The sequence below is a fragment of the Vibrio neptunius genome (assembly GCA_019339365.1).
GTDB classification, from domain to species: domain Bacteria; phylum Pseudomonadota; class Gammaproteobacteria; order Enterobacterales; family Vibrionaceae; genus Vibrio; species Vibrio neptunius.
Map to the genome: position 1 here is coordinate 3,270,330 of CP079859.1, position 14,640 is coordinate 3,284,969.

10 protein-coding genes and 3 pseudogenes are annotated in these 14,640 nt (G+C 46.4%); 6 read left to right on the forward strand and 7 right to left on the reverse strand.

All coding sequences use genetic code 11. The features are described 5' to 3' along the window. The first annotated feature begins 4 nt into the window (after positions 1-4). Together ppk1 and ppx are read left to right on the forward strand one after the other, a co-directional pair. On the forward strand, positions 5-2,116 hold the full coding sequence (gene ppk1 / locus KW548_15185) for a polyphosphate kinase 1 (protein ID QXX06397.1): 2,112 nt from the start codon (positions 5-7) through the stop codon (positions 2,114-2,116). After that, positions 2,091-3,590, forward strand: a complete 1,500-nt coding sequence (ppx, locus tag KW548_15190) for an exopolyphosphatase (GenBank protein ID QXX06398.1) — start codon at positions 2,091-2,093, stop codon at positions 3,588-3,590. The genes ppk1 and ppx overlap by 26 nt, the downstream gene beginning before the upstream one ends. Positions 3,591-3,687: 97 nt before the next feature. On the opposite strand, the gene KW548_15195 is transcribed toward ppx, so the two are convergent. The 3 genes from KW548_15195 to phoB are packed head-to-tail and all read right to left on the reverse strand — an operon-like array spanning position 3,688 to position 6,660. Then, positions 3,688-4,647: a phosphate ABC transporter substrate-binding protein PstS family protein gene (locus KW548_15195; GenBank protein ID QXX06399.1), complete on the reverse strand. Its 960-nt coding sequence runs from the start codon at positions 4,645-4,647 to the stop codon at positions 3,688-3,690. Then, complete coding sequence (gene phoR, locus KW548_15200) at positions 4,647-5,912, reverse strand: phosphate regulon sensor histidine kinase PhoR (protein ID QXX08089.1); 1,266 nt, start codon at positions 5,910-5,912, stop codon at positions 4,647-4,649. The genes KW548_15195 and phoR overlap by 1 nt, the downstream gene beginning before the upstream one ends. 58 nt (positions 5,913-5,970) lie before the next feature. Beyond that, the gene (gene phoB, locus KW548_15205; protein QXX06400.1) at positions 5,971-6,660 is read right to left on the reverse strand and encodes a phosphate regulon transcriptional regulator PhoB; all 690 of its coding nucleotides are present in this window, start codon (positions 6,658-6,660) and stop codon (positions 5,971-5,973) included. Between the two features lie 207 nt (positions 6,661-6,867). Between phoB and rdgC the strand changes: the two are divergent. The 3 genes and pseudogenes from rdgC (at position 6,868) to KW548_15220 (ending at position 9,605) form a co-directional block, all read left to right on the forward strand. Next, positions 6,868-7,783 (forward strand): annotated as a pseudogene (gene rdgC / locus KW548_15210) (recombination-associated protein RdgC). Positions 7,784-7,947: 164 nt separating this feature from the next. Further along, entirely contained in the window at positions 7,948-9,348 is a 1,401-nt protein-coding gene (gene yegQ, locus KW548_15215; GenBank protein QXX06401.1) for a tRNA 5-hydroxyuridine modification protein YegQ, read from the forward strand. Positions 9,349-9,350: 2 nt separating this feature from the next. Then, positions 9,351-9,605: a YfhL family 4Fe-4S dicluster ferredoxin gene (locus tag KW548_15220; GenBank protein QXX06402.1), complete on the forward strand. Its 255-nt coding sequence runs from the start codon at positions 9,351-9,353 to the stop codon at positions 9,603-9,605. A gap of 54 nt (positions 9,606-9,659) precedes the next feature. On the opposite strand, the gene KW548_15225 is transcribed toward KW548_15220, so the two are convergent. The 4 genes and pseudogenes from KW548_15225 to KW548_15240 form a co-directional block, all read right to left on the reverse strand. Continuing rightward, complete coding sequence (locus tag KW548_15225; protein ID QXX08090.1) at positions 9,660-10,652, reverse strand: cytochrome d ubiquinol oxidase subunit II; 993 nt, start codon at positions 10,650-10,652, stop codon at positions 9,660-9,662. After that, positions 10,652-11,986, reverse strand: a complete 1,335-nt coding sequence (locus KW548_15230) for a cytochrome ubiquinol oxidase subunit I (GenBank protein ID QXX06403.1) — start codon at positions 11,984-11,986, stop codon at positions 10,652-10,654. Before KW548_15230 ends, KW548_15225 begins: the two co-directional genes overlap by 1 nt. Positions 11,987-12,267: 281 nt before the next feature. Continuing rightward, positions 12,268-13,129 (reverse strand): annotated as a pseudogene (gene mepA / locus KW548_15235) (penicillin-insensitive murein endopeptidase). 37 nt (positions 13,130-13,166) lie between these two features. Beyond that, a pseudogene (locus KW548_15240) lies at positions 13,167-13,497 on the reverse strand (DUF1904 domain-containing protein). A 170-nt stretch (positions 13,498-13,667) separates the two neighbouring features. On the opposite strand from KW548_15240, the gene KW548_15245 reads away from it, so the two are divergent. Continuing rightward, positions 13,668-14,597: a substrate-binding domain-containing protein gene (locus KW548_15245; protein QXX08091.1), complete on the forward strand. Its 930-nt coding sequence runs from the start codon at positions 13,668-13,670 to the stop codon at positions 14,595-14,597. The last annotated feature ends 43 nt before the right edge of the window (positions 14,598-14,640 follow it).

The following is a 14,640-nucleotide window of genomic DNA, read 5'->3' on the forward strand; positions in this document are numbered from 1 at the left end:
GGTTATGAGTGCAGAAAAGCTTTACATTGAAAAAGAATTGAGTTGGTTGTCTTTCAATGAACGTGTGCTCCAAGAAGCCGCAGATAAAACGGTGCCACTCATCGAGAGAATTCGTTTTTTAGGTATATTTTCCAATAATTTAGATGAGTTTTACAAAGTCCGATTTGCTGATGTCAAACGGCGAATCCTAATCAATCAGGAGCGCGGTGGTAACGACAACTCCAAACACTTGCTGACTAAAATGCAGACTAAGGCTCTCAAACTCAACGAACGCTTCGATGAGTTGTACGCTGAGCTAATCCGCGACATGGCACGCCGACGCATCTTCCTAGTCAATGAAACTCAACTCAACGAGTCGCAAGAAAAGTGGATCAAAAAATACTTCCGTAATCAGGTACTCCCGCATATCACCCCTCTTCTAATGCGAGACGATATTGATGTCCTGCAGTTTCTTAAAGATGAGTACGCTTACATCGCGGTTGAACTACGTAAAGAAGAACAAAATCAGTATGCGTTGATCGAGATCCCAACTGATCACCTGCCCCGCTTTGTGATGGTACCCGAGCAGAAAGGCAAACGACGCAAAACCATTATCTTGCTCGACAACATAATTCGTTATTGCCTTGATGAGCTGTTTAGCGGCTTTTTTGATTATGAAGAGCTGAACGGTTACGCAATGAAAATGACTCGCGACGCAGAATATGATCTTAGCCATGAGGTGGAACATAGTCTGCTCGAACAAATGTCAGAAGGGGTAAGTCAGCGTCTGACGGCAATGCCAGTCCGCTTCGTTTATGAACGTGATATGCCGGAAGAAATGTTGGAGTTTCTGTGCCATAAACTGCAAATATCCAACTACGACAGTTTGATCCCCGGTGGGCGTTACCACAATTTCAAAGACTTCATCGGCTTTCCCAATGTCGGACGCGAGTATTTAGAAAACAAGCCATTGCCACCGATGAAATGTGCAGATTTCGACGGCTATGCCAACAAATTTGATGCGATCAAGAATCAGGACATTCTACTTTACTACCCGTACCACAGCTTTGAGCATATTTCTGAGTTAGTCCGCCAAGCTTCGTTCGACCCTAGGGTGCTCAGCGTTAAGATCAATATTTACCGAGTTGCCAAAGACTCTCGTTTAATGAACTCATTGATCGATGCAGTACACAATGGCAAGCAGGTCACGGTTGTTGTAGAACTGCAAGCTCGATTCGACGAAGAAACCAATATCGAATGGTCAAAGGTCCTGACCGAAGCAGGCGTGCAAGTCATTTTTGGCGCACCGGGTCTGAAAATCCATGCTAAGCTGCTACTCATTAGCCGTCGAGAAAACGATGAGATCGTACGCTACGCCCATATCGGAACTGGTAACTTTCATGAAAAAACGGCCCGCATTTATACCGATTTTTCTCTACTGACTGCCGATCCGGAAATCACCAATGAAGTACGTAATGTCTTCGGATATATCGAAAACCCATACCGCCCAGTGAAGTTTGAACACCTGATTGTTTCACCACGTAACTCACGCCAACAACTGTATCGTTTGATCGACAGTGAAATCGCCAATGCTAAAGCTGGTAGAAAGGCCGCCATTACCCTGAAAGTGAATAACATAGTCGACAAAGGGCTAATTAATAAGCTCTACGGTGCCAGCGCTTCTGGAGTAGATATCAAGATGATCATCCGCGGGATGTGTTCATTGGTCCCTGGAGTCGAAGGAGTGAGTGAAAATATCAAGATCATCAGCATCGTTGATCGTTTTCTTGAGCACCCGCGGGTCATCATCACCCACAATGACGGCGATCCACAAGTTTACATTTCCTCTGCTGACTGGATGACGCGCAATATCGACTACCGCATCGAAGTTGCTGCTCCAGTACGTGACCAACGTCTTAAACAGCGAATTATTGATATCATTAACATCCACTTTACAGATACAGTAAAAGCCCGCTGGATAGACAAAGAAATGAGCAATACCTATGTTCCGAGAGGTAACCGTAAGAAAGTTCGCTCGCAAATTGCCATTTATGACTATCTTAAAAATGTAGAAAAACAAACAAAGAAACGAAAAGAACAGTCCCTTACTGATGACTCAATCTCTGGAAATTCGTGATGTTGCCGCGATTGACCTTGGCTCTAACAGCTTCCATATGGTGGTGGCTCGTGTCGTAGACCAAGATCTGCAACTGGTCAGCCGACATAAGCAGCGAGTTCGTCTCGCTGCTGGCTTAGATGCTCAAAAAAACCTAGATAATGCTTCGATTGAACGAGGCCTTGAATGCCTTGCAATGTTTGCCGAACGCCTACAGGGCTTCGAAGAGTGCAATGTACGTATTGCGGCTACGCATACTCTTCGCCAAGCCAACAATGCCCATATATTCCTCCAACGTGCGAGAGAAGTACTGCCATTTCCTATTGAAATCATCCCCGGCGTCGAAGAAGCACGTTTAATTTACCTTGGGGTGGCGCATACCCAACCAGAATCAGACTCAAAACTTGTGGTTGATATTGGTGGCGGCAGTACTGAGATGATCATTGGCAAGGGGTTTGACCCGGAGCTGATCAACAGTAAACAAATGGGTTGCGTCAGCTATACCAAGCTTTATTTTGCCAACGGTAAGCTCTCGCGTAAAAACTTTTCTAAAGCAATACTCGCAGCTGAACAAAGGTTGGAATCCATTGCCCATCGTTACTGTAAGAAAGGTTGGGAGATTGCGTTTGGCTCGTCAGGTACAATTAAAGCGATTCGGGAAGTCTTAGTTGGCATGAGCTATGAAGATGGCATTATCACCGCTAAGCGCCTCGACAAGTTAGTCGAAAAGCTGTGTGAATGGCCCACGATTGAGGATATTGTTCTCAGTGGGTTAACACCAGACAGAAAGCCTGTTTTTGCCGCCGGCGTGGCCATTCTGATGGCGATCTTTAAAGACCTCAAAATAGACGAAATGCACTTTTCAGAAGGTGCATTACGTGAAGGTTTGCTATTCGAAATGGAAGATGGCTTCAAACGTTCAGATATCCGGATGAGAACCACGGAAAACCTAGCCAGCAAGCATTTAGTTGATCTTGACCATGCGGCAAAAATTAAACATCAGGCGCAATCTTTCCTGCAACAGGTGCATCAGGATCTCGGCATCAAAAAGAGCTCAGAGCTGTTTGATTTACTCGACTGGAGCGCACTGCTGCATGAAGTCGGTCTCAGCATCAGTTTACAAGCCTTCCATCGCCATTCCGCTTATATTCTTCGTCACACCTACATGCCCGGTTTCAACCGTGAACAACAAAGGGTGCTGGCCATGCTAGTCCGCTTCCAGCGTAAAGCACTTAAACTACATGAAATGGAAGAATTCACACTATTTAAGAAAAAACACATCATTGGTGTGATTCGTATCTTACGCCTCGCTATCTTGCTCAACGGCCAACGTAACGAAGACGCTTTGCCAAAACTGATGTTGAGCATAGACGGCGATAGATGGACATTGAGTTCAGAGGATGATGAGTGGCTAGAACACAACAAACTGCTGCATGCCGATTTGATGACGGAACAAGAATACTGGAACAACGCCGGTTGGGCGCTGAATTTTTAAGTATGTAACCTGAGGTGGATGATAGATGTCGGTAGTGTTATCAGGCCACCTCAAGCAAGTTTGATACACGCACAGTGACGAGCTTCAAATCAGACAGTTAATCGACAATGCCTACTTTTGCCAGCTCACTACGTGCAATCTCTGCGGAGATCGGCACATAACCATCTTTTTCAACCAGTTTTTGCCCTTGCTGTGAGTACATAAAGCGAACGAATTCCCGCTCAATCGGCGGTAATGGTTTAAACGGGTTCTTGTTTACGTAAACATAGAGATAGCGTGAGAGTGGGTACTTACCTGTCAGAATATTTTCCTGACTCGCCTCAATGTAATCCTCTCCCTGCTTGGCAATGGGAAGCAGTTTCACTCCGGAGACCTTGTAGCCTACCCCTGAGTAGCCAATAGTATTGATCGCAGAAGCAACAGACTGAACAACAGACGCTGAGCCCGGCTGCTCATTGACATTACTTTTAAAGTCCCCGCCACACAGCGCATTATTCTTAAAGTATCCATAAGTACCGGAGACCGAGTTACGACCGAACAGCTGCATACTGCGTCTAGCCCAATGATAATCGAGCCCTAGCTCAGCCCAAGTAGAGATAGACTGAGTTCCACCACAACGCAGCGTTGCAGAAAAAATATTGTCTAGCTGCGTAAAGTTGAGCCCTTTCAGCGGGTTGTCTCGGTGAACGAAGATTCCAATCGCATCAATGGCGATTCTAAGTTCTGTTGGCTTGTAGCCGTGTTCACGCTCAAAGGCTTCAATTTCCCGATTTCGCATCGGTCTGCTCATTGGACCGAATTGAGCGGTACCTTCGGTTAATGCTGGCGGAGCCGTTGAAGAACCAGAGGCTTGTACCTGACCATTCACGCTCGGGTAAAGTTGCTTAAACTCTTCTACCCACAAGGTTGTCATGCCGGCTAATGTGTCAGAACCAACACTGGTTAAACTCCCGGTAACACCGGGGACTTTTTGATATTCAGATAGGTTCGCCAAAGCCGCTTGGACAGCAAAGGAAAAGCTGGCAGAAACAATTAGAGTCGTGAGCGCCAACTTCATTAATTCACCACCAAGCGCGGTGGTAGAACGAATGAGAATTTACTGCCGACACCCACTTCAGACTGTATTTCTAGATGCGAGTCGTGATGCGTCAAAGCGTGCTTCACGATCGCCAGACCAAGGCCGCTTCCTCCGGTATCCCTAGATCGTGCTTTATCCACTCGATAGAAACGCTCAGTGAGTCGGTGTAGGTGTTGAGGCTCAATGCCTTCACCACCATCTTCCACTTCTAAACATGCACCTTGCGCTGTCTGATACCAGCGAACCCTGACATCCGCGCCTGCTGGTGTGTATTTCACCGCGTTATAAACCAAGTTCGAAATGGCACTGCGTAATTGGTCTTCATCACCAAGTACACGCAGGCTGTTATCAATATCAAAGTTCAGCTTATGCTGCTGATCGCCACTCAGGCTCGCCGCTTCTTTCTCCAATACATCAAGCATGGCTGGGACATTCACTACATCTTCCAGTTCATGCATGGGTGCCGCTTCAATCTTGGATAATGTGAGCAGTTGATTAACCAAGCTGTTCATGCGATTGAGCTGCTCGGTCATGACACCATGGGCTTTACTCCACATCGGGCCAACCACCATATCTGGGTCTTCGGTCATTTCCAGATAGCCTTGCAACACCGTCATTGGCGTGCGCAGCTCATGAGAAACATTGGCAAAGAAGTTGCGACGCATGCCTTCCAACTGTTTGAGCTGGGACACATCACGCACCACCATCAGGTGCTCACCTTCAGTGTACGGCACAATACGCAGCTCAAGCATACGCTCGACATTGAGTGGCGAGCGCATCTCTAGAGGCTCAGAGAAATCTTGTTTATTAAGATACTTAATGAAATCTGGCGTGCGGATAAGGTTGGAAATCGGCTGACCTGAATCGTCCGGCCAACGGAAGCCTAATAGGTGTTGGGCGAGCTTGTTGCACCAAACAATGTTGCCTTCACTACGAAACACAACAACTGCATCCGGTAAGGATTCAGCACCATTGCGGAATCGGCGAATAAGATTGGTCAGCTCTTTGCGCTTTTTGCGCTGGCGCTGCTGCAAGCGGTAGATACCGTTGAATAACGATTCCCAGTTACCGCTTCCCGAAGGTGGTGTCAGGCGCTTTTCATCCCACAACCACGCAGAAAGGCGCATCTGATTATGCAGATGCCATACAAGCTGCAAAACCGTGGCCGCTAGAAGCAACCACGGCATATGACCGAAAATCCATCCGACAATCACCCAAGGGGTGTAAAAAAAGCCAGCTCCCAGGCTAGCTTTTTCCAAGTTAACCGCTCTACCACTTACCTCTCCAGATGGTAAATTTACATTATGCCTTTGTTGAGAAACGGTAGCCTGCACCACGTACCGTTTGAATCAATTTGTCATGGCCTGCCGCTTCTAACGCCTTACGCAGACGACGAATGTGCACATCAACAGTACGGTCTTCAACATACACGTTGGTTCCCCATACGTTGTTCAGCAGTTGCTCTCGGCTATAAACTCGCTCTTGGTGTGTCATAAAGAAGTGCAGCATCTTGAACTCAGTTGGGCCCATATCCAGAGGCTGATCGTTCGCAGTTACACGGTGCGAAACAGGATCCAGTTTCAAGCCCTGCACATCAATCACATCTTCTAGTGCCGTTGGTGTCACACGGCGAATCACCGCTTTAAGACGCGCCACCAGCTCTTTTGGCGAGAATGGCTTAGTAATGTAGTCATCTGCGCCGACTTCTAGACCACGAACCTTGTCTTCTTCTTCACCACGTGCTGTTAACATCACAACTGGAATGTTGCGCGTCAGCTCTTCACGTTTCATGTGTTTGATGAAGTTGATGCCGCTGCCACCAGGTAGCATCCAGTCTAGCAATACTAGATCTGGGAAGGGTTCAGCTAGCTTAGTCACCGCACTATCGTAGTCTTCAGCTTCGACGGCTTGGTAACCTTTTTGCTCAAGAACAAAGCAAAGCATTTCACGAATTGGTGCTTCGTCTTCAACAACCAGAATCCTTCTAGACATAATTGAGTAACCTTTGAGTTAGTTGAATTTAATCGGGCATTTACCCTTTGCAACGATAGGCATTATTACCATCAATTATGACACTTTTGTGACCTTTGAAAACAAATTTTCATATAACTTTCATCCCACTATTGCGTGCTTCCATTAGGACAAGCAGGATAAAAGTCTTTATGATGAGCGGCCAAACTTCAGGTATAGAGAAAGTGTATGTGGTTTAAAAACTGTCTGGTTTACCGTTTTAACCGAGATATTGAATTCAAAGCAGACGAGCTGGAAAAGCAGCTTGAAGAGTTTCGTTTTACGCCTTGTGGCAGCCAAGACAAGCAAAAGTTTGGCTGGGTCACTGCAATGGGTAAACATGGCGACATGATGACTCACGTGTCTGAAAACCGCATTCTGATCTGCGCGAAGAAAGAAGAAAAAATGCTGCCAGCGTCGGTGATCAAAGAATCACTCAATGCAAAAGTTGAGGCGATGGAAGCACAAGAGGGCCGACCTCTGAAGAAAAAAAGAGAAAGACAACCTCAAAGATGACATTGTCATGGATTTGCTACCGCGTGCATTCAGCCGCAGCAACCATACCTTTGTACTTATCCTGCCTAAAGAAGGCTTTATTCTGGTCGATGCCAGCAGCTATAAGAAAGCGGAAGATGTGCTCGCCCTTCTACGTAAAACCATGGGCAGCCTACCTGTTGTGCCAGCCATTCCAGAGAAAGCCGTTGAAACCACGTTAACTGAGTGGGTGAAAACCGGCGACACTCCGGTTGGGATGCAGATGCTGGATGAAGCTGAGCTTAAGTCGGTTCTCGAAGAAGGCGGCGTGATCCGCTGTAAGAAACAAGAACTGACGGCAGACGAAATTCGCAGCCACATTGATGCCGATAAGGTAGTGACTAAATTAGCCCTCTGGTGGCAAGAGCGTATTGAGTTCATTCTGGCCGAAGATGGCAGCATCAAGCGCCTTAAATTCTCTGATGACCTGAAAGATCAGAATGATGATATTCCTCGTGAAGATCAAGCCGCACGATTTGACGCCGACTTCTCACTCATGTGCGGTGAGTTAAGCGCATTCCTGCCAAACTTATACGAGTGTTTAGGCGGTTTGCCTCACCCTAACGCTTAATCCCTTCTCTAGGTGCTCGGCATGTTCGAGCGCCTACCTATAATCTCCTTACCTAAGTTATGGACTTTTTTCTAGTCACAGGTCACGTTTTGGCGTAAAATTTGCGCCCCAATTCCATAAGGTGGAATGGACCTGACTTGAGATCAGACTAAGAGAATTATGAAATGACAACTGAGAAAGCATTCGTACCTGAGCTACTGTCACCAGCGGGTAGCCTGAAAAATATGCGTTACGCCTTTGCCTATGGTGCAGACGCGGTATACGCAGGCCAGCCTCGTTACAGCCTTCGCGTACGTAACAACGAGTTCAACCACGAAAACCTAAAAATTGGTATCGACGAAGCGCACGCCCAAGGCAAAAAGCTTTACGTGGTATGTAACATCCAGCCGCACAACTCCAAGCTAAAGACCTTCATCCGTGACCTGAAACCGGTGGTTGAAATGGGCCCTGATGCGCTCATCATGTCAGATCCTGGTCTGATTATGATGGTTCGTGAAGCATTCCCAGAAATGCCAATTCACCTGTCCGTTCAAGCCAACGCCGTCAACTGGGCAACGGTTAAATTCTGGGCAGCTAATGGCGTTGAACGTGTGATTGTTTCTCGCGAGCTTTCTCTGGAAGAGATCGAAGAAATTCGTCAGCACTGCCCTGAAACTGAACTTGAAGTGTTCGTTCATGGTGCGCTTTGTATGGCTTACTCTGGTCGTTGTCTCCTATCTGGTTACATCAACAAGCGTGATCCTAACCAAGGTACATGCACCAATGCATGTCGTTGGGAATACAACGTCGAAAAAGGCAAAGAGAACGACTCTGGCGATATCGTTGAAGCCTTCGACCCCAATGAAGCACAAGCGGTTGAAGTGCAAGATGAGCGCCCTGAGGCAACACTTGGTCTAGGTAAGCCAACCGACGAAGTGGTACTGCTTTCTGAAAGCCACCGCCCAGAAGAAAAGATGGCGGCGTTTGAAGATGAGCACGGCACTTACATCATGAACTCAAAAGACCTGCGTGCCATTCAGCACGTTGAGCGTCTGACTAAAATGGGTGTCCACTCACTCAAGATTGAAGGTCGTACTAAGTCATTCTACTACTGTGCACGTACTGCACAGGTTTATCGTAAAGCGATCGACGATGCTGTCGCGGGCAAGCCATTCGATGAAAGCCTGATGACCACGCTTGAGAGCCTAGCTCACCGTGGCTATACAGAGGGCTTCCTGCGTCGTCATACGCACGATACTTACCAAAATTACGACTACGGTTATTCCGTATCTGATGCACAGCAATTTGTCGGTGAATTCACGGGGAAGCGCCGTGGTGATTTAGCTGAAGTTGAAGTAAAAAACAAATTCTTGGTTGGTGACAGCCTTGAGCTTATGACACCAAAAGGCAACGTTGTCTTTACTCTCGAAGCGATGGAAAACCGTAAATCACAACCCGTTGATGACGCAAAAGGAAACGGCCACTTTGTTTTCATTCCTGTACCTCAGGACATGGACTTAGAATACGGCCTGTTAATGCGCAATCTTAATAATGGTCAGGATACCCGTAACCCAACAGGTAAATAACCATGGCGTTGTTGATCACGGATAAGTGCATTAACTGTGATATGTGTGACCCCGAGTGCCCAAACGGCGCAATTACCATGGGTGACACTATCTTTGAGATCGACCCCGATCTTTGCACTGAATGTAAAGGCCACTATGAGAAGCCGACCTGCCAGTCGGTGTGCCCAATCACTAAGTGCATCATCACCGACCCAAATCATGTCGAGACTGAAGAAGAGTTGTTAGAAAAGTTCGTCATCATCCAAGGGTTAGCCTAAACAGAAAATGCCGCTCCACTGAGCGGCATTTTGGTTATTGTGTGCTGTCTTTTGCTATTTGTAGCTTAGCTCCGTCGCCTTACCTTTGAAGATTCGATAAACCGCGAAGGTATAAAGTAAGATCATCGGCATTACGACCATCACACCATAACCGACAATCATCAAAGTCGCAGGGGAAGAAGCCGCCTGCTTGGCTGTCATCATTCCCGGCACTACCTCAGGAAAAAAGCTATAAGCAAGTCCAAGGAAACTCAAAGCAAAGATCACCGTAACCCCAAAGAACGGCCAGCGAGCACCAAGGTCATTGACCATAGGAACCTGACGAAGATAGCGATCAACAAGGAATATCGTCATCAACACGATGATCGGCACGGGGGCCAGTAGTAACATTTCAGGGAAACTAAACCAGCGCAATGCAACCTGTTCATTGACTATCGGATTCACAACACTGACAACCAAGATGCCAGTGGCGGCAACCCACCCCGCTCTTCGGGACCATCGTGCGGAACGGATCTGCAGATCGCCTGCGGTTTTCAATACCAACCAAGCGCCACCGATATAGACATAAGCCGCAGCGACACACAAAGCACTCAACCAAGCAAAACCCAGAGCTTCACTACTTTGCTCAAACCCCATAATGTAACGACCGACCATATAACCTTGCGTCAACGCAGCGATCAATGAACCGACTCTGAAGCACCAATCCCAATGTGGTTTATGGTCTGCATTGGCCTTCGCTCGAAAGTCAAACGCGACACCACGCATGATAAGCGCAATCAACATAACGGCTGTCGGTAAGTAAAGTTCAGTCAGGATCAAACTGTGTGCCGTAGGAAAGGCAATCAGTAAAATACCGATCGCCAACACCAACCAAGTTTCATTCGCATCCCAAAACGGCCCTATGGAAGCAATCATTCGATCACGCTGCTTTTCATTGTCGCTCGGTAGCAACATACCTACACCCAAATCATAACCGTCTAGCACAGCGTACATAAAGACTGAGAAACCAAGCAGCAGCAGATAAATTTCCGGCAAATAGTCGAGCATCATTGCGCCTCCTGTTGGATCAGTGGTACTTGATGGGCAGTAACATCTTTACGTGCCAAATAAAACAGGGTGTGAATGTAAGCCACCAGTAACAACGCGTAGGTAGCTAAATACATCATTAGAGAAATCATCACACTACTTGAAGCTACTGACGTTACTGCTTCAGAAGTGCGTAGCACACCACTCACCAACCAAGGCTGTCGTCCAATTTCCGTAACGTACCAGCCAGCTAAAGTTGCCACCCAACCGGAAAATGTCATTGCTACAACGATCATCAAATAAGGTTTGGGTAGGCCAGAGCCGCGCGCAAGCTTCACTGCACCATACCAACTGACAAACAGCATCAACACTCCAACACCGACCATGATTCTAAAACCAAAAAATAACGGCTTTACTGGTGGATGATTGGGAGTAAACTCATTAAGGCCCTTTATTTCGCCATCAATGTCGTGAGTCAATATCAAACTTGCCAGGTTGGGAATGCCTATCTCGAAGTCATTACTACGCTGTTCCTCATTTGGTATAGCGAAGAGCAGCAATGGTGCACCTTTTTCGGTTTCCCATACCCCTTCCATCGCCGCGATTTTTGCGGGTTGATGTTCCAGCGTGTTTAAACCATGCAAGTCACCAACAAATATCTGTAGAGGAATAAAACCTGCCGCCGCGAATAGTGATACTCTCAGACCCAATTGCGCGGCACGATGATCGGGTTGTTTCAGCACTTGGTAAGCCGAGATACCCGCGATCAGAAAGCTCGCCGTCAAAGCAGAGGCTAGTAAAGTATGACCAAAACGATATGGTAGAGAAGGATTAAGAATAACCTCTTTCCAGCTCGTTACGTGAACGATGCCGTCAATCACTTCATAGCCATTTGGGGTATGCATCCAACTGTTGAGGACTAAAATCCAAAATGCAGACATCGTGGTACCGACAGCAACCAGTACCGTCGCCAAGGTATGAAACCACTCCGCAACCCGTCCACGTCCAAATAGCATAACGCCAAGAAATGTCGCTTCCATGAAAAAAGCAGTCATGACTTCATAACCGAGCAAGGGGCCAGCAACATTTCCGACTCGTTCCATAAAACCGGGCCAATTGGTGCCAAATTGGAAACTCATGGTGATGCCTGACACCACGCCGAGAGCAAAGGTTAAAGCAAAAACTTTTACCCAAAAATAGTATACATCCAACCAGATTGGTGATTGTGAGCGATTGTAGCGCCATTTAAAAAAGACCAGCATCCAAGCTAACGCTATTGTGATGGTCGGGAAAAGAATGTGAAAGCTGATATTGGCGGCGAACTGTATCCGCGACAGCATGAGGGTATCTAACATTTGGGTTCCTAAACAACGTGTCATTCTTTAAATGTCTTAAACTGTAATTTAATTACGAAAAAGACGACCGTTTGGATTAAAAATCAGAGAAAAATGAAGGGAAAATTTTCTCTCGGCATGATTTATATCAATTAAGAACAGCAAAATAGTAATAAAAATTGTCACAAATAACGAAAATAAGTAGCCAATTTAAACAAAAAGATAAGAAATGTAATCTAGAGCAGCAAATAAATGACCGTTCGGAATTTTCGAGTTTTTAATTCGAAATACGTGAAATAAAGTTACAAATCATTAGTACGCTCAGCCATAGACCTATCCAATAGCTCGATACACTGAGTTGGCATTATTTTCCGCTTTTTACTTTTTGCTTGGTAATGGCAGCCTTAGCTGCTGCGGGTTTAGGCTGAGGTTTCCAGCTAGACAGTTCAGCCCCACATCCATCACCTTTAGGGGGGCGGTCTGTGATTGACACTGACTGTTATCCTCTGGGCACTTGAGTCTGACGTGCATATGATAATGATGCCCCCACCACGGTCGCACTTTTCTCAACCAGCCCCGCTCAGACGATACTTCCTGTGTGCACAGTTTGTCTTTGATTACAGGGTGAACAAAAATGCGGGCTACCTTTTCATCACTCGCTGCCATTTTTATCAGCTCAAAATGGCGTTCATCCCAGTTTTGTTTAACCAATTGATACTGTTCGAGGTTAACCACACTCATTGGTTCAGGATCATTAAGCTGTTGCGAAGAAAGTTCACCATCAGCCAATTTTAGCCATATATCGATATCCAAGCCGGTCTGATGGCTCGAATGCCCAGAGGAGAAACGCCCCCCTTGAGGTAATGAGATATCACCAATCAGAATACGAGTGTTTAATCGTTGTGAAACCATATTGGCGAGGCGCTGAATAAAACTAACCGCTTGTGGATGAGCATAATAGCGTTGTTTATGGCTGCGCAATACTTGATACCCCTCCCCTTGAAGAGGCAGATCTACAGCACCTGAAAGGCAACCATTAGCATAACTACCAATCGATTCAGGAGGCTGTGTCGAAGGCGATCTAATCTTCTCCCATGGACTTGCCAACACAGTAGGTACCATGAGGGCAAACAGCACTAACCCAGTAAGCTTTGACCCGTTCATACTTCGCTTTTTCATTTTCACTTGTCACTAGTTTAGCTCAGCAATGCTCACCGTTGTCGTAAAACGTGGTCACCTCTATCGCTGTATAAATCACTCTTACGTCGATACCTTCTCCTATTTACTCGGTACCCGTTGAATAACAATAGCAGCCACCCTCTCCTGCGTTTGCTGCCCATGGCTAAACTCATAACACCTCAATAAACCGATACGCCTGCTTCCTTCACCTTGAGGATAAAACGCAGTGTAAACATGCTCGAATATCATACCCGCATTCGGGCAACTCATCGTTAGCTGGAGTTTATCAATCAAAGATTTCGATAAGGCTTGAACCTTTGCGGTTCTAATGCGCGAAAATATAAATGTGGCATGGATAGCACCCTTTATTGCCAGTTCCTCCATCATATCAAGCAAAACATTATGTCTTGTGACTGCGTTTCTTGATGATCTTAACTCAAGTGAACTAGGGTTAATAATGTACGCAATTAAATCGACTGGCTGGATCTCCTATACACCAGACGAAAGAGGAGGGATCGACAATATGGCACGACGAATGATTTACTTACTTGCTCTGATTTTCAGCTCTTTTTCGTTTGCCAAAGATTGTATTGGTGTGGTCCCAGCGGGCTCCGTGCATGACTTCTGGAAATCAGTCAAAGCAGGAAGTGAAAAAGCAGGCCAAGAGTTAGGCCTTAAAATTTACTTTCGTGGCCCCCACGATGAGTCCGATGTCAGTGCTCAGCGCTTCATCATAGATCAAGTCATGGAGAATGCCTGTATTGGCTTAGTCTTAGCACCAAATACCCAAGATAGGGCCTATGATGTCGCCCGTTTGAAAGAAGCGGGGGTACCCACAGTCTACTTTGATCGCGATACTGGCTCCCCTGATGTGGTTAGTGTTATTGCAACCAACAACTACCAAGCAGGCGTAATAGCTGGCCAGGAGATGGCCAAAAAGTTAGGGAATAAAGGTAAGGTGGCATTGCTTAGAATGAAAAAGGGCGTGATATCCACCGATGCTCGTGAAAAGGGCTTTACCGACGGCGCTACAGCATCAGGGCTTAGTATCACTATCGATAACTACCTAGGTACTAAAATTGGCGAGGCGCGCAAAAACGCAGAGCAAATTCTTGCACAGAAAACTGGCAAACTAGACGGCATATTTACACCGAATGAATCGACAACGTTAGCTGTTCTCATGGCACTCGATACTACTCCATCTACACAAGAATTGGTTCATATCGGCTTCGACTCCAATGACTCTCTGGTGAATGCACTAGAAAACGGTTCTATTTATGGACTGATCATCCAGCAACCTTTCGAAATGGGCTACAAAAGCGTCTATACCGTGTATCAAGCCTTCCTCGGTCAAGAATACTCCAAAAACATCGCTACTGAGACCATTTTTGTCACCAAGGAAAACATGCTTCTGCCTAGCGTCAATCAGGCATTGTTAATGAAATACGATTGATTCAGACGGTTAATTACCCCTGATAAAAACAAAAAGGCCGCTG